This is a genomic window from Halorarum sp. SLYT50 (genome assembly GCF_059821265.1).
Genome location: NZ_JCAMRW010000002.1, coordinates 356,308 through 371,705 on the forward strand (window position 1 = coordinate 356,308; position 15,398 = coordinate 371,705).

Here is a 15,398-nt window from a genome sequence, read left to right on the forward strand (position 1 = left end):
TGGAAGAGCAGATATCCTTTGGTATGGGTGTATGGCCGACCCTGATCCATCAGCCACACACGGTTACCGAAATCCTCAGATCGGCGGACGGGTGATCACGGGTGCGGTCACTACTTGAATGGGAGTACGAAGAGGCTCTTTCATGAGATGTTTGACCGCTCTCGTCGAGTGGGAGACCGGTAACCGAAACGGCGATCAGCTACAATACGGCAGGGTCAGGCCCAAACTTTAGGCTCGTACGGGGTGTGCTTCACCTATGGCCACCGTTCCAGATATTCAGGCCGTAGAGACGGAAGACGAATACATCCACGTTCGTTTTCGTGACCCCGACCAGTATGATGAGATCCGGACCCCCGATTGGGCGGACGACCCAGCCGAGTCAGTTTCCGAAGGTAGTGAGGTGAGGACTGGGAAGGTTAAAGGAGAGGACGAGTGGGAGATCACAAGCGTGCTGATTAAGAAGAACGTCGGCGAGGAGAAGGCCCGGGAACAAGCCCGCGAGATCATAAAGAAGATCGAATCGTAACGGACAGAACGCGAATAAGTAGAGTAACGATCTGTAAGTGACTTGTATGGATCGCGTCCGCGTCTATCCTACAAAAGGTCGATCGTGAGGAGCGACGTGACTAACCTACCACTTTATACTTCGAAGTAATCAATTGATGCTATTAAATTGTAGGTTGTTCAAATGATAGTTGATTCGTCTTTATCTCGAACGCATAATATACCTAGATACTAGTGTACCTTGTCTCGTACTGGGTGGAGCTAATAAAGACTGGCTCTACCAGCCAGTGATTACAGAGATACCAGTGTAATCCACTAAGGAAATTCGTAATTATTGATTAGTAGTGGTTTAGAATCGTCCGATAACCGGGATTAGAGCGGCTACAGTGCAGATCTCGGATGAACGACCACGCAACCACAACACACATATACGTCTATTTCTGTCCGTTTCGGGGGTATTAATGAGAGAAAGAGGAGCGATGATTCCGTGTGATGGGAGAACCGGGGTGAGTACATCTTTTTGAGTACGAGGCGTATACCAGTCCTAGTGCCATACGATCGCCTCAGACAGCGTCTCGTCGAGGGAGAGTCACCGACGTTCGCGACGCTTCCGGACGGAAGCATCGACCGCTATTGTACGATTTCCTCCGGCGGTAGTAGCGCGCTTGAGACGCGAGAGTCCTTCGCGCGTGAGATCGCTAATGATACCGGCTCGTCGTTTCAGATGCGTGTCGAAGCCACCGAACCCGGTGGACAAGCCGTCAACGTCGCTAAACAACTCCACGCACTCGACGGTGAGGTGACCTGCTACGGTCACCTCGACGCTCCCGTCTTCGATGCACTCCCCTTCGAAACCGTATCGATGGGCGACCCAACGCTCGTGTACGCGTTCAACTTCCCCGATGGTGATATTATGTTTGCCGAGGATTCGACGACCGCTGACTGGACACTCGCTGAGTTAGACAGAGTTGCCGATCTCTCTGAAGTGTTCAGCGCCGACGTCATCTGTTGTGGCAACTGGGTATCGTTTCCCGGACTGGAGGCGGCTTTTCAGCAGCTGAGAACCGAGGACCTTCCCCGGGTTCCGTTCATCCTTGATCCGGGTGATCTCGTCGGATCCACGCCAGAGGAGATCACTACACTCCGGGAGGCACTATCTGCGCTTCAGGGGACGTTCGACGTGGTCTACAACGCCAACCGACAGGAGATCAGAGCGACCGCTTCGACGCTCTCCGATCCGCCCGCGGATGACATCCCCCGACTCAACGCAATTCGAGAAATAACGGGAATCGAAGCTGTCGTGATGCACGCCACGGACCAAGCCGCTGTTTCGACGAGTGATGTGCAAGCGACTGTTGAGAACCTTCAGATTGACCGGCCGAAGCGTCACACCGGGGGTGGTGACCACTTCACTGGCGGGCTGGGATACGGGTTAGCGAACGGCTGGGACTGGGATCTGGCCCTCGCCTGTGGTAACGCCTGTGCCACGTATTATACCAACACGGCAGACACTGGTACTGCAAGCGACATCGTGGAGTTCGCTAAGACGAACATCTGAGTTCGTTGGGATGAGAAGAGTTCCCCGTGATTCAGGCTGGGTTCAGTACTCAACTGTCGGGTTCAGTGGTCCCAGTCCGAAGCTCGATGCTCGCTGCACCGAGCCCTCGATCAGACGAATGGGATTCCGGTTACCTCGGGCGCGACGATGCCGACGACACCGAGAATCCACACGACGATTTCTACTGCGATCCACGCAACGAGTGTGATGTCGATAGCCTCTCCCCAATCGCCGAGATATCGCCAATTGACCACCGCGAGATACGTGATCAACGCCAAGAGCGACCCGAGCCATCCAAACGGGCCGAGGAACGTGACCCCGGCGTAGACGATTGCTCCACCGAGTGCTGTAATGATCGCATATGTGTAATCTTCCACCTTCGCGATAAGCCGTGCTCCCACGTAGAGCCCGAATGCCCCGATGAGCAAACTAACGACGAACACGATGATCGGGTCGATCACTGTCACTGCTGTTTGTAGGATGAGAGAAGAATACTCTGCGTTACCGGCTTTAAGTATCGTCTGCCAATACCGGATGCGGTCTTTTGCCGGGTTCTGGTCGGTGTTCGTCCAAGCAGGTGCTAAGCGGTCGCCGACTGCAGAGAGTCTCTCCAGCCGAAAGTGTCGATCCGTATCTTCAGGATATGAAATCGTTTTTGAGGTACTTGACCCGTCTAGTCCACTGATTTCGTATTCATAACGAGAGTGGTCAGTCGGGGAGCCGAACGAAGGTAAAACAGCACGTCAGGAGACTCATGTCTGTACTCCTTCACACGTACGGTGACGGGAACCAGTGTCGGACGAAGTCATCATTATACCTGACGAGATCTGGCCACCATCTCTAACTCACTAAGCGTCCAGACTAATCGCATGGCAGACCATCTACAACGTGCCCGAGAGAACATTCAGCAAGCCAGCGAGACCGTCGATGGTGAAGTCCGCGAAAACTTGCTCTCTCTTGATGAGGGCCTCATGGAACTGACTGAGGAAGGAAAGACTAAGAGCGGCGGCGATACCTCCGCTGAGGAGGAACGGTTTGAAGAAATCGAAGAGAAGCTCCGCGGGTTGATGGATGAAACAGGCGGCGAAACAGAAGCGGCATTACGTGAGGCTCGTAACGAGGTGGACGCATTTCGCCGGAAACGTGACCTGGCGTGAGCCGGACACACTATCAAACCGGATGCTCATCCGTTCAGTCATCCGAACTTCGGTATCCATCACTTCGATAGAAAGAGACGGTTACAGCGCAACTAAGCAGGGTCTACGTTAGTACGGTCAAGAAAGCGCTCGAGATTCGTTGGTTCAGGCGCCGTGACCTTCCCGAGCACGCTCGTACTGCATGGCTACGTTGCCCCAGTCGACGACGTTCCGCCAGTTGTCGATATACTCGCCGCTGTTGTTCCCGTACTGTAAGGAGTAGGCGTGCTCCCGGACGTCAAGTGCGAGGAGCGGTCTCGATCCCTGGACGGCGCGATTGTTATGGTTTCAGCTTAGATGACCATCAGTTGATCAGCGACGTTCTCCTACACGAGCATCCCTCAGCTGATTCTTCAACGTTCGGCGCAGCCGCAGTAAAGTCGTCCTCGAACGCGCCGAACGGATCAAAATCTGTCTCGATCGACCGCAAGATAACCGCTTGGTTCGCCACCAGCGTCAGGTGACGTATTCCCCCCAGAATACTAAATAATTCACGCGCTCGGAAGATTGAACGAAAAAATCGCGCTTGGCGGCTTTGATACCGTTGAAATCAACGCACTCATGCGTTACTTCGAGCCGGTCAAGTGCAGCGTTCCCCCATCGACGTATCCTAGGGGTGTTTGTCGTGGTACAGTCCCATAATGCGTCAATCAGTGTGCGGTTCGAGTCCATCGTACTCGTACGGCGGGTCGAGGAGTTCGTATCTAGCCACTGTGGACGCTCCAGTAGAAATTACACTACCGGGATTGTTAGGGAATAGCATTCACTCAGTCGGTCGTTGCTCACCGGACCCTCGGCCTGCCGTCGCTGTCGGAATTTGGGGGCCTCGCTCTTGGCAGGCATTCCGGACCACACCGACACCGCGGCGGCGATTCACCAGGACTCACACCGGCGAGATACCGCCGGGTCTGACTCCCCAAGCGACGATGCGTCACTCTACTCTTTGTCCTCTACTTCTGCGGTTGCCGACGACGGGTAGTACAGTCAGCCGGAACGGCAGCGAGCTCTATCGGTTTTAATTGTGTCTCGTTCAGGCGCATGGTGAACAGCAGGACGACCGCTCCGAGCAACTTCCTCAGGAAGCGCGGAAGCAGCCCAGTCACCCGGAGAGAGACGCTCTCCATAGCGGGTGGAAACGACCCCAGTACGTCATCAACGCCAACCGCAGAAGTGGTGATAAAGATAGGACAGTAGACCACTGCTGCCCTCGAGGGAGTCAGGTCAGTCGTCCTCTAACCTCACCTCTGACGACAGCGTATGGACGCGCGCGACTCCGAGAGGGGCTTGTGACTCCGTTCGTCCAAGATGAAGCCGCCCGAGGCTGTCGTGTGCTCGGCGATGACGGCCGCACGCAGGATGTACGACGTGAGGACGATGAACGGAAGCAGTGCGATGGCATACGCCAGCCCGAGGAACCACACCAGGTTGGCGACGCCGAGCGTGGTCCCTGCGAACGACTCCGCATTGACTGCTAACAGGACGTACGAAACTACCAAGATCGCCGGCAGTCCCACGTAGAGGAGGTCCCGTGAGAGGAACGAGAACTCTCGCTTATAGAAAACTGTCTTGAAGTACTCCCGGGCGGTCGCGTAATGCTGGAGCGCGTCGACCACCGCCTCGATCTTCTCGTCGATTTCCTCCGGGATATCGGATCCCGTTGCTTGGATGAGTCGGGCCTCGTCGATATAGCTGGTGGGGTCATATCTCGGAGTGAACAGGGCGACGTCGAACGACCCAGTAGAGGAGTCGAGCATGGTCTTCGTCTGATCGAGCGCCGTCTTGGTCTGTTCGATGAACTTCTCGAACTCTTGATTGGATTCCTCGTCGAACGTGTCTGGAGCGCTGATATCATCGAGTCGTCCGAGAGTCCCGCCCACGAGCGAGGTGAGGAACACGTTCGGCCGCCCGGACGGAGCTTCAGAGCCGTACTGAGTGATGGTCTCGTCGCGGAAGTTCCACGACTCCGAGATGCGCTCGTACTGTTCGCCAATCGGCGTCAATTCTTGGGAGACGGCGAGTGAGTTGACCGACGCGACGATCGACACGAGTAGGATGATGCCGCTTAACAGTGTATTGAACAGCATCTGGACGGTGTTCTCCTCGCTCAGGAGATTGCGCATCTCCCCCGCTGCAACCGAGCCGAACACGACTAGCGCGGCGAACACAACGGCGAACAGGACGAGCGCGACAAACCGTCGCTTTCCAGTGAGGAGCAGCCAGTCGACGGGGCGTCTCAATTGGGTCGATAGCACCATGTATTCCCATCCAAGGGAACGGATACAGGCCTATTGTTTCGTTACGGGCACGTCAAACGCGAACCCACAAAAGGGGGCAGTACTGTGGAACGATCACGCGAATACTTCACTACCGATCGATTTCGTCTCTAGCCCTATCGTTTCCTGAGATCGAGTCACCTCGTATCTGGGGAGAATAATTCTAACAGGAACTGCTCACGTCTAGAATTCGAATACACCATGAGAATTTGTGCAAAGCGAATCATGCTTCGATAGACCTATGGCTGAGACCACGTTTCACCAATCGACCGAAATCGAAGCGAGTACTCCGACATTGATCGAGGGATTCTTGGACACCGGTATGGGGGCCTCCATCACAACCGACCACGTGGCCGAGCAGTTACAACTTGAGCAACACGAAACGATTCGGTCGGAGGAGTTCCCGCCCGCTGCGTCGTTCGCGAACGGACTCGTCCAAGACGCGATACAAGACCAACAGGAAGCTTCATCACAACAGACCATGTGACCGTAGTGTGATAACAACCTGTAACTCCGGATAGGCACCTCCTGTTATCTCTCAGGCACTGGATCAGCCATCCAAATTTCTCCGTTGGAAGATGGAATTCCCCGAGCGCGCACACCCAACCACTTTTATCAGGATAGGTACAATGTATGGGAGGCTTCTCGTGGGCCTCGGGTGACGTTCACCCGTGTATCGACTGTCTGCGAATCCCGTCTATCGAGAAGATAGAACGAATCTCGGTATTCACAACACCGGCCAATTCTGGTCTCATAAAGAGACGGCACATTCAAGCAGACGGGTTATCTTCTATCTTGCCGATTCTCACCTGCAATGGCATTACAGGATACGCTGTCGAAAATCGACCATCTGAGCGATGAGGGGCGTGAGTGTCTCGAGGACTGTTTCGAGTCCGTTGCCGTCTGTGAGTGGTGTGCGGATGAATGCGCCGGTGAAGGCGAAGAGATGACCGAGTGTCTTCGTCTCTGTCGGGACGTCGCCGATCACCTCGCGATGCACGCGCGATTCATGGCTCGGGACTCACGCTACAGCCGTCAGATCGCAGAGCAATGCGCGGAGATGTGCGAGGAGTGTGCCGATGAATGCGACCAGCATGACGAGGAACACTGCCAGACTTGTGCGGACGTCCTCCGCGACTGTGCGGAGAGTTGTCGGACGATGGCGTCCGCGTGAGACGAGGGAAGTCCGAGCTCGGCCGGCGTTTCGAAGAACGGTTCCCAAATCGAACAGCCTCTCTCAGTTAACGACCGTAGCCACAAAAGGGGAAAACCAGCCCCTCGTATGTCATCGATATACCCCCTCACGAAGCGACGACAGAGCTACGAGGGAGGTCTCAGGGACAAATCGAGATGACGTCACACAGACAACTGTACGCACCAGAGCGGGAGTTCGCCGGCGAGGAGTGGAATTCAGGAGGACCTACACAGACGAGAGGTACTCAGTATCCCGCTTCGAGAATCGACTGCTCGAATCGAACGAAGGGTGTGTTTCGATGACCCGAAGTCTATTCTCCCGTCAGCGGACCAGACAGCCACTCCGTGAGCCCCCGGTGGTGAGCCGATGACTACGTCAGATGGAGCGTCTCAGGCCGAACGAGACGCGTACAAACCACTCGAAGAGTACGGTATCATCGGAAATCTTGAGACGGCAGCACTCGTTGGACGCGACGGAGCGATCGACTGGTGTTGCTTCCCTCACGTCGAGTCGTCGAGTGTCTTCGCTCGGATCCTTGATGCCGACCGGGGAGGCCATTTCTCCCTCTCCCCGTCCGAGGCGTTCGAGGCAAGCCAGGCGTATCTCGACCGGACCAACGTTCTACAGACGGAGTTTCGGACGGTAACCGGTCGAGTGGCGATGACCGACTTCATGCCGGTCCCGGAGCGGACGGCTCCGGACGGTCACCGGGCTATCTATCGACGAGTCACTGCTGTCGGTGAAGCGATCGACCTCGTCGCGGAGTTCGCTCCTCGATTCGACTACGCGAAGACGATACCGACGATCGAAACTATCGACCACGGAGTAGACGCTCATGGCGACGGCGAGTCGGTGTCGCTCTCGGGTTCGGTCCCGTTCACTACCGCCGATGGGACTGCCACGGCGTCATTCACGCTGAGCGACGGCGAGACCCGGTGGTTCGTCCTCGGGTACGACCGACGGGTACCCCACCAACCGGACAGGCATCAAGAGCGACTCGATTCAGTCGTCGAGTACTGGCGTGAGTGGGTTCACTCGTGTTCGGACCGGTCGTCCTGTTCGGTCGACGGTCCCTGGCACGACCTGGCCGTCCGGTCGGGACTCCTGCTCAAGTTGTTGACCCACCGAGAGACGGGGGCGATCTGTGCGGCACCAACAACGTCGCTCCCGGAGGTGATTGGCGGCGTGCGGAACTGGGATTACCGGTACAACTGGATCCGCGACGCCGCGTTCACCGTCGAAGCGCTCGCCGAACTGGGTCACATCGAAGAGGCACGGGACTACTTCACCCTCTGTCTATCCCACTGCAGTCAGGGAACGCCGGACGAAATGCAACCCGTCTACGGCCTTCACGGGGCGACTGAACTCGAAGAGCGCACACTCGACCACCTCTCGGGGTATCGGAACTCGGCGCCCGTTCGCGTCGGGAACGATGCGGTGTCCCAGCAGCAACTGGACGTGTACGGCGAACTCGTCGTGGGTGTCTACAAGATACTCCAGTACGGTACGGGTCTCCAGTCGGGTCACTGGGAGCTGATCCGCAACATCGTTGACTACGTCGCCTCGGTCTGGGACGAACGGGACGTCGGAATCTGGGAGATTCGAGACAGCCCGGAACACTTCGTCTACTCGAAGGTGATGTGCTGGGCAGCCCTCGACAGGGGCATCAAACTCGTCGACGAAACCGAACTCGACGGACCAGTCGAACGATGGGAGGAGGCGCGCGAGGAAGTCCGCGAAGCCGTACTTCGGCGGGGGTACAACGAGGAGCTAGACAGCTTCGTTCGCTCGTTCGGGTCGACCGACCAACTCGACGCGGCGACGCTCCGCCTCCCCGTGGTTGACTTCCTCCCCCCAGACGATCCGCGGATCCAGGGGACGATCGATGCAATCCTCGACCGATTGACGACCCCCGAGGGGTTAGTGACGCGCATCGAGGGGAACGATGGACTGCCGGGCGAGGAGGGGGCGTTCGTCGTCTGTTCGTTCTGGCTGATCAACGCGCTCGCCCTCGGGGGACGCGCCGACGAGGCGACGACGCTCTTCGAGAACGTCTGTCGGTTTGTCAGCCCACTCGGTCTCCTCGCAGAAGAAGTCGACGCGGACACGGGAGAACAACTTGGGAACGTCCCGCAGGCGTTCAGTCAGATCGGACTCATCAACAGCGCGATCACCCTGACAGAACAGGGCGTGAACATCGATGCCGACTCGGATGACTTCCCCTCGACGAACGCGTCCGAACAGTCCACAACGTACCCTGGCACGCGCAACCCACTAGAACACAACGACCGATAATCAAACTCCGACACAATGAGTATGTCAAACACAGCGGAAGCAGATAGCGGTGATGAGCAGGAACCGGGAGAGATGATGCTCACTCATCCTCTCAAAGAACCGTGGATCCAATATGGTGTCATCTCGCTCGGTCTGTGGCTCGTATTCAGTCCGATGACGTTCGGGTACGAGAGCGTCTGGATGACGTGGAGCGACGTCGTCACGGGCACCGTACTCGTGATACTGAGCACGATCACCGTACGGTGGGACAACCCGTGGACCTCCTACGCGAACGGCTTTGTCGGCTTCTGGTTGTTGATGGCCCCGCTCGTGTTCCACGCCCCGACGGCGGCGGCGTACCTCAACAACACGCTCGTCGGCGTGCTGGTAATCACTTTCTCGATCATCATCATGATGCGTATGGAGATGGATGGGGGGGCGGTCCCGGAGGGGTGGTCGTACAACCCCTCGACGGCGGCCCAGCGCGCCCCGCTGATCGCGCTCGCCATCTTCGGCTTCATCGCCTCGCGGTACATGGGTGCGTATCAACTCGGATATATCAGTACCGTCTGGGACCCCGTATTCGGCGATGGAACGCGCCAGATCCTCGAATCGCGGGTGTCGGAGGCGTTCCCCGTCTCGGACGCGGGGCTCGGCGCGGTCGCATACGCCATTGAAGGGCTAATGGGGTTCATGGGGGACAAAACTCGATGGCGGACGATGCCGTGGATGGTGACGTTCTTCGGCATCGTCGTGATCCCGCTCGGATTCGTGCAGGTGCTGTTGGTCATCTCCCAGCCGCTGCTGGTCGGAGCGTGGTGTACGCTCTGTCTGCTGTCGGCGTTCGGCATGCTCTGGATGATATCGCTGTCGTTCGACGAGGTCATCGCGATGGGACAACTCCTCAAGCGGCGGACCGACGAGGGCGTGTCGCTGTGGCACGCCTTCTGGATGGGCGGGAAGCTCTCGGAGGAGGACGCCGGCATCGAGGGGGAAACTCGGTCGGACCGCGACCGCCCTGCGGGGATGTTCTGGGGCGTCTCGACCCCTTGGTATCTCCTCGGGGCGATGGCACTCGGGTTCTGGCTGATGCTCTCACCGACTGTCTTCGGAACGGAGGGAATGCTCGCCGACGCGAACCACCTCGTCGGTGCGCTGGTGGTGTCGTTCTCCGTGATCGCGACCGCCGAACCGGTTCGAGCGTTCCGCTACGTAAACATTCTGCTGGGAGCGGCGATCGTCGTCGCACCGTGGGTGAGCGGTGCGCCACTAATCTCGGCACTCAACGCTACCGTCGCTGGGGCGCTGATCGCCGGCGTCAGCATTCCGCGTGGGACCATCCGCGACCAGTACGGGTACTGGTGGCCGAAGTACATCCGGTAACTCGAATCCAAGGAGGACGATTCACATGAGTGAGACAGACGAAGAAGTCGTCGTAGTAACGGGCGCATCGGCAGGTATCGGGCGCGCGACAGCGTGTGCCTTCGCAGAGGAGGGAGCGCGTGTCGGACTGCTCGCACGCGGCGAGGGCGGTCTCGAAGGGGCGCGTCGGGACGTCGAAAACGCGGGCGGCGCAGCGCTTACGGTACCGACCGACGTGGCCGATCCGGAGCAGGTCGAAGCGGCGGCCGACGCCGTCGAGGAGGAGTTCGGCCCGATCGACGTGTGGGTGAACGACGCGATGGCGTCGGTGTTCTCGGAGGCGAAGGAGATGGAACTCGACGAGTACCGCCGAGTGACGGAAGTCACGTACCTGGGCTGTGTCTACGGCACACGGGTTGCACTCGGCCGAATGCGCCAGCGCGACGAGGGAACGATAGTCCAGGTCGGGTCGGCGCTCGCCTACCGTGGTATCCCGCTTCAGTCGGCGTACTGCGGCTCGAAGCACGCCATCCAGGGGTTCACTGAGTCGGTCCGAACCGAGTTGTTCCACGACGACAGCGGCGTCCAACTGTCGATGGTCCAGATGCCGGCGCTCAACACGCCGCAGTTCGACTGGGTCAAGAGTCGCCTCCCGAAGAAAGCGCAGCCGGTTCCCCCGATCTACCAGCCGGAAGTCGCGGCCGACGCAATCGTCTGGGCTGTCCGCAACGACCGCGACGAGGTGTGGGTCGGCCGGTCGACGGTCAAGGCCATCGTCGGAAACCGAATCATCCCGCGACATCTCGACAAACTGCTCGCTCGTTCGGGGTGGGACTCCCAGATGGTGGATGAACCCGAGGACCCCGACCGCGAGCACAATCTCTGGGAACCGGTCGACGACGACGTTGACCACGGTGCCCACGGACGGTTCGACGACGAGGCACGGGATCACAGTTACGTCTTCTGGGCAGAAACGAAGCGGAAAGAGTTACTCGCGGCGGGGGCCGCCCTTTTCGTGCTCGTCGGAGCACTGCTCGCACGAATGAACGTTTCGGATAGCGAAGACGCGGGCGAGGCGGAACAATCACCTGAGTTCGACGGGTCACAGAGGTCCGATTAGTGAGTTGGGTCCCCGGCCGACGATCCGCTTTCCAAACCGGGAATCTCATGAGGCTCGCTGTTCAGGGACGACGTATGCTCTCGTGGCTCTCCCAGCTGTGGACGACAGCCCCGTCGCGACCGCAGTTCGTCTACGACGACGACTGCGGGTTCTGTACGTGGGCGGCGGAGTTCGCTGCCAATCGAAGTGACGTCACTCTCGTCGGCTTCTCCGAACTATCCGTTCGTCAACGCGCCCGCCTCCCGTCGGACTACGACACGTGCGCGCACCTCCTCGTCGACGGTACCGTCTATTCCTGTGGCCGGGCGATAGAACAGACGCTCGCCCGAGTGTACCCCGCTCTCCATCCCGTGTTCGGAGTACTCAGTCACGTTCCGGGCTATTCCGCGTTCCGCGAAGCGGCCTATCGCTTCGGCGCGAACCGTCGAGCGTGGTTCGGGCGGGTCTTTTCACGATGAGCAGTGAGGTCGGTCGTCGCTAACGAGAACCGAATCGCTGCCCGACTCCGAGAAAGACGGACCCGTCATTTTCCAGTCTGGGTTTTAACCCAATCCATCCCCTCTGTTCCACGGGGACGATTTTCCATGGAATCGAATCCAGAGTTCGGCGTGATCGGTCTCGGAACGATCGGTGGGAACCTCTCGAAACAGGCGGTCGAGAAGGAGATACGTGTTGTCGGGAAGATCCACTCGAGCGACAAGCCCGAGTTACGGGAGAAAGGAGTCGAACTCGTCGAGGAGTACGACGAATTCGTCGACGAACTCGACCGACCGCGGGTAGTGTACCTCTCGGTTCCGGCGGGCGAGCCAGTCGACCAGACCTTGGACGAACTCGTTCCCCGCCTCGACGAGGGCGACGTCGTGATGGATGGGGGGAACTCCTTCTTCAGAGATTCGATTCGGCGAGCAGACGCGGTTCGCGACGAAGGGGTTCACTTCCTCGACTGCGGCACCAGCGGCGGATGGGAAGGCGCGCGCCACGGGGCCTGTTTCATGGCCGGGGGCGACAAAGAAGCCATTGAACTCGTCGAGCCCATCCTAGAAGAACTGTCCGTCGATGGAGGATACGTCCACGTCGGCGAGTCCGGAAGCGGTCACTTCGTGAAACTCGTTCACAACGGCATCGAGTTCGGCATGCTCCAAGCGATCGGCGAAGGGGTCGAACTCCTCGAAGACAGTGAGTTCGATATCGAGTTGGCCGACGTCTTCCACAATTGGTCGAACGGCTCCGTGATCCGGGGGTGGCTCGTCGAGTTGATGGAGGAGCAATTGCGCGAACGACGGCTCGGTGAGGTGCCGAACTACATCGAGGATACGGGCGAGGTGAACTGGCTGGTACAGGAAGCTGTCAAGAGCGAAACGCCGATCCCCGTGATCTCCCAGTCGGTCATGGAACTGTTCAAATCCCGAGGACAGCAGGACAACGCCTACCGCGCCGTCGCGTTGATGCGGCACGGGTTCGGTGACCACCCGTTTGGCGAAGACGAGTACATCGCGGAGGAGCGGGAGACGAGCAGGGTCGAGAATACGTCCCGGTACCACCTCGAACAAGAGGATAACGACCGAGACACGATCTAAGAGGACTACTCATGGCAAGAGAATTCGAGTGCCCAGAAGACGGATGTGCGTTCACTGACTGGACCGAAGACGAAGAGACGCTCATCGGAGTAGCCCGCGATCACCTCCACGACCACGGTCGGTCGGCGGAGCCCGATGAAGTCCGTGAGCAGATACGAGTCATTCCCTCGCCGCGGCGGATCAAGAGTAGCGCGGACGACGTGCTGGACGAGCGACGACGACGTGCCGGCGAACGCGCGGCTGAGGTGGTTGAGGACGGGATGGACATCGGGCTCGGAACGGGGAGTACGACTGCGTGGGCGATAGCGGAACTCGGACAACGGGTCGACAACGGCCTCGATATCCGCGGCGTGGCAACATCGCTGCAGTCACACGAACTCGCAAAGGAAGCGGGAATCTCACTCGTCAACTTGGACGAAGTGACCGGACTCGACGTAGCGATCGACGGTGCCGACCAGTACTCTGCCGAACGCCCGCACGTGGTGAAAGGGGGAGGCGCATCACACGCCCGCGAGAAAGTGATCGACACTGCGGCGGATCGACTCGTCGTCGCGACCGACGCTACCAAAGAGGCGGACCCGCTCGACCACCCGGTGCCCGTCTCGATACTTCCGGACTCCCGAACCCTCGCCGCAAACTGGGTGTGTGAGCAGGGCGGTGAGCCGGAGTTGCGGTACGCGGAGGCGAAGGACGGCCCGCTGTTTACGGCGAACGGGAATCTCGTCCTGGACTGCGAATTCGGCCCGATTCTCGACCCGGTCGAGCGCGCCGATAGGATCGCGTCGATTCCCGGTGTGCAAGAACACGGGTTGTTCGTCGAGATTGTCGATGATCTCTATATTGGAACCGAGGACAGCGTTGAACACCAGCAGTTCTAACGCGACCGACCACTCATCTTAGGTGGGGAACAACTTCGCACTGTTGCAGTGAACTGTGACGAGTTAGCTACGCAGGAGAACTTCGATGACGGACAGAACCCTACCGTGGTATTTTATAAGGGAGCTCCTCCCGTCGAGCGCGGTCCTCGAAGACGGGTCTACTGAGGAGAACCGAAATCCAGAAAGAGGTGACTCCCTTCGTCTTTCCCGTTTCGTGAGTGAACCAGTCGAACGAGACTACCACCCCCTCCGCCGAGTTCGTGAAAATATCGGATCTGTCGAAACCCCCCCACGCCGTGCGATTTCGTCTGGTAGGTGAGCTCCCCACTTTGATCGTGAGTGCCGAGTGGCGTGACCCTGTCGGCTCCCGACGGTGGAGGGTTTCAACGAGGTCAAAATGTGATTTTCGAGGGAGGAGAGGCCCACACCCCCGTCTCGGCTCTCGCTAGGGAAGCGCCCTCAAGGTTTACACGGTGACCCTTCGTACCGCGTGTATGAGTATGGACATACTCGTGAGCGGTGGAGACGGGTTCGTCGGCCGGTACCTCTGTGCGGAACTCGTCGACCGGGGCCACACGGTCACGGCACTCTCTCGGTCACCGGACCCAGACGTGTTGCCGGACGAAGTCGAGACGGTAACTGGTGATGTCACGGACTACGATTCGATCGAGGGGGAATTCGAGGGGAAGGACGTCGCAGTCAATCTGACGGCCCTCCCACCACTCCATCAGCCGCAACCCGGCACGTTCCACGATACAGTCTGTATCGGGGGAGCAGTAAACGCCGCTCATGCAGCGAGTGAACACGACCTCAATCGGTACGTGGAGATGAGTTCGCTCGGGGCGGAGATGGACAGCCCGATCGCGTACTGGCGAACTCAAGGACTCGGCGATTTGGTTGTCGAGTATTCGGATCTTGACTGGGTCGTCCTCCGTCCGTCATTCATCTTCGGAGAGGGAAGCGAGACTATCGGATTCATCAAGAAGTACACTACCCCGTACGTGACGGTCCTCCCAGAGGGTGGCGACGATCCGACGTTCCAGCCGCTCTGGGTTGGTGATATGGCGACGATCACCGCCGATGCGATCGAGGACGACAAACACGTCGGCGAGGTATACGACTTCGGAGGCCCGGACGTGCTGTCGTTCGGCGAGGTGACACGGATGCTCTACCAGGCGGAAGGAAAGCCAGTCAAGATCTTCTCGGTACCGATGGAACTCGCGAAGATTGGGCTTCGAATAGTCGATCCAATCTCCGTGATTCCGCTCGGTGTCGACCAAGCACGAGCCTTGGAGATGTCGAACGTCACCGACCACAACGATATCGATGCCTTCGGACTCGATGAGGGGGACCTCCTCTCCCTCCCGGAATACCTGCGACGGGGGGAACCACACCGAGGACGGAACAGAGCACAGTCGGCGGGTACACCACCGGAATAGTAGACAAATATCCACTTTAAAT

General features: G+C 58.7%; 14 protein-coding genes and 1 pseudogene. 12 read left to right on the plus strand and 3 right to left on the minus strand.

The features are described from left to right. Nucleotides 1-256 precede the first annotated feature (256 nt). Both AC6RUA_RS17220 and AC6RUA_RS17225 read left to right on the plus strand, forming a co-directional pair. Nucleotides 257-526 carry a hypothetical protein gene (locus tag AC6RUA_RS17220; RefSeq protein ID WP_499815575.1) on the plus strand — a complete coding sequence of 90 codons (270 nt, stop codon included), beginning with the start codon at nt 257-259 and terminating at the stop codon, nt 524-526. A gap of 525 nt (nt 527-1,051) precedes the next feature. Beyond that, nucleotides 1,052-2,062 (plus strand): PfkB family carbohydrate kinase, encoded by a 1,011-nt coding sequence (locus tag AC6RUA_RS17225; protein ID WP_499815576.1) that lies wholly within the window; start codon nt 1,052-1,054, stop codon nt 2,060-2,062. 110 nt (nt 2,063-2,172) lie between these two features. Here AC6RUA_RS17225 and AC6RUA_RS17230 read toward each other — a convergent pair whose 3' ends face one another. Further along, nucleotides 2,173-2,523 carry a hypothetical protein gene (locus tag AC6RUA_RS17230; RefSeq protein WP_499815577.1) on the minus strand — a complete coding sequence of 117 codons (351 nt, stop codon included), beginning with the start codon at nt 2,521-2,523 and terminating at the stop codon, nt 2,173-2,175. A gap of 408 nt (nt 2,524-2,931) precedes the next feature. Between AC6RUA_RS17230 and AC6RUA_RS17235 the strand changes: the two genes are divergently transcribed. Then, nucleotides 2,932-3,219 carry a DUF7553 family protein gene (locus AC6RUA_RS17235; protein WP_499815578.1) on the plus strand — a complete coding sequence of 96 codons (288 nt, stop codon included), beginning with the start codon at nt 2,932-2,934 and terminating at the stop codon, nt 3,217-3,219. A gap of 144 nt (nt 3,220-3,363) precedes the next feature. Here the strand turns inward: AC6RUA_RS17235 and AC6RUA_RS17240 are convergent. Both AC6RUA_RS17240 and AC6RUA_RS17245 read right to left on the minus strand, forming a co-directional pair. Beyond that, nucleotides 3,364-3,534 (minus strand): annotated as a pseudogene (locus AC6RUA_RS17240) (Fe-Mn family superoxide dismutase); the annotation flags it as partial. Nucleotides 3,535-4,496: 962 nt separating this feature from the next. Next, the gene (locus AC6RUA_RS17245) at nt 4,497-5,513 is read right to left on the minus strand and encodes a DUF7972 family membrane protein (RefSeq protein ID WP_499815579.1); all 1,017 of its coding nucleotides are present in this window, start codon (nt 5,511-5,513) and stop codon (nt 4,497-4,499) included. A gap of 259 nt (nt 5,514-5,772) precedes the next feature. Here AC6RUA_RS17245 and AC6RUA_RS17250 point away from each other — a divergent pair, with 259 nt between their 5' ends. The 9 genes from AC6RUA_RS17250 (at nt 5,773) to AC6RUA_RS17290 (ending at nt 15,376) form a co-directional block, all read left to right on the plus strand. Next, nucleotides 5,773-6,018 (plus strand): PAC2 family protein, encoded by a 246-nt coding sequence (locus AC6RUA_RS17250; protein WP_499815580.1) that lies wholly within the window; start codon nt 5,773-5,775, stop codon nt 6,016-6,018. A gap of 327 nt (nt 6,019-6,345) precedes the next feature. Further along, entirely contained in the window at nt 6,346-6,705 is a 360-nt protein-coding gene (locus AC6RUA_RS17255; protein ID WP_499815581.1) for a four-helix bundle copper-binding protein, read from the plus strand. 387 nt (nt 6,706-7,092) lie between these two features. Then, a complete protein-coding gene (locus tag AC6RUA_RS17260; RefSeq protein ID WP_499815582.1) occupies nt 7,093-9,021 on the plus strand; it encodes a glycoside hydrolase family 15 protein in 1,929 nt (642 codons plus the stop codon). A 21-nt stretch (nt 9,022-9,042) separates the two neighbouring features. Then, the gene (locus AC6RUA_RS17265; RefSeq protein ID WP_499815583.1) at nt 9,043-10,383 is read left to right on the plus strand and encodes a vitamin K epoxide reductase family protein; all 1,341 of its coding nucleotides are present in this window, start codon (nt 9,043-9,045) and stop codon (nt 10,381-10,383) included. Between the two features lie 25 nt (nt 10,384-10,408). Continuing rightward, nucleotides 10,409-11,482, plus strand: a complete 1,074-nt coding sequence (locus AC6RUA_RS17270; RefSeq protein WP_499815584.1) for an SDR family oxidoreductase — start codon at nt 10,409-10,411, stop codon at nt 11,480-11,482. Nucleotides 11,483-11,556: 74 nt separating this feature from the next. Further along, a complete protein-coding gene (locus tag AC6RUA_RS17275; protein WP_499815893.1) occupies nt 11,557-11,940 on the plus strand; it encodes a DCC1-like thiol-disulfide oxidoreductase family protein in 384 nt (127 codons plus the stop codon). Between the two features lie 126 nt (nt 11,941-12,066). Further along, nucleotides 12,067-13,059 carry a phosphogluconate dehydrogenase (NAD(+)-dependent, decarboxylating) gene (gnd, locus tag AC6RUA_RS17280; protein WP_499815894.1) on the plus strand — a complete coding sequence of 331 codons (993 nt, stop codon included), beginning with the start codon at nt 12,067-12,069 and terminating at the stop codon, nt 13,057-13,059. An 11-nt stretch (nt 13,060-13,070) separates the two neighbouring features. Beyond that, the gene (gene rpiA / locus AC6RUA_RS17285) at nt 13,071-13,937 is read left to right on the plus strand and encodes a ribose-5-phosphate isomerase RpiA (RefSeq protein WP_499815585.1); all 867 of its coding nucleotides are present in this window, start codon (nt 13,071-13,073) and stop codon (nt 13,935-13,937) included. 494 nt (nt 13,938-14,431) lie between these two features. Next, the gene (locus AC6RUA_RS17290) at nt 14,432-15,376 is read left to right on the plus strand and encodes an NAD(P)H-binding protein (RefSeq protein WP_499815586.1); all 945 of its coding nucleotides are present in this window, start codon (nt 14,432-14,434) and stop codon (nt 15,374-15,376) included. Nucleotides 15,377-15,398: the final 22 nt, after the last annotated feature.

Bases quoted from the DNA above. Each gene is read 5' to 3' on its own strand.
- AC6RUA_RS17245 (WP_499815579.1), bottom strand. From the start codon at position 5,513: ATGGTGCTATCGACCCAATTGAGACGCCCCGTCGACTGGCTGCTCCTC.
- AC6RUA_RS17220 (WP_499815575.1), top strand. From the start codon at position 257: ATGGCCACCGTTCCAGATATTCAGGCCGTAGAGACGGAAGACGAATAC.
- AC6RUA_RS17235 (WP_499815578.1), top strand. From the start codon at position 2,932: ATGGCAGACCATCTACAACGTGCCCGAGAGAACATTCAGCAAGCCAGC.
- AC6RUA_RS17290 (WP_499815586.1), top strand. From the start codon at position 14,432: ATGAGTATGGACATACTCGTGAGCGGTGGAGACGGGTTCGTCGGCCGG.
- AC6RUA_RS17250 (WP_499815580.1), top strand. From the start codon at position 5,773: ATGGCTGAGACCACGTTTCACCAATCGACCGAAATCGAAGCGAGTACT.
- AC6RUA_RS17260 (WP_499815582.1), top strand. From the start codon at position 7,093: ATGACTACGTCAGATGGAGCGTCTCAGGCCGAACGAGACGCGTACAAA.
- rpiA (WP_499815585.1), top strand. From the start codon at position 13,071: ATGGCAAGAGAATTCGAGTGCCCAGAAGACGGATGTGCGTTCACTGAC.
- AC6RUA_RS17270 (WP_499815584.1), top strand. From the start codon at position 10,409: ATGAGTGAGACAGACGAAGAAGTCGTCGTAGTAACGGGCGCATCGGCA.
- AC6RUA_RS17275 (WP_499815893.1), top strand. From the start codon at position 11,557: ATGCTCTCGTGGCTCTCCCAGCTGTGGACGACAGCCCCGTCGCGACCG.
- AC6RUA_RS17265 (WP_499815583.1), top strand. From the start codon at position 9,043: ATGTCAAACACAGCGGAAGCAGATAGCGGTGATGAGCAGGAACCGGGA.
- gnd (WP_499815894.1), top strand. From the start codon at position 12,067: ATGGAATCGAATCCAGAGTTCGGCGTGATCGGTCTCGGAACGATCGGT.
- AC6RUA_RS17255 (WP_499815581.1), top strand. From the start codon at position 6,346: ATGGCATTACAGGATACGCTGTCGAAAATCGACCATCTGAGCGATGAG.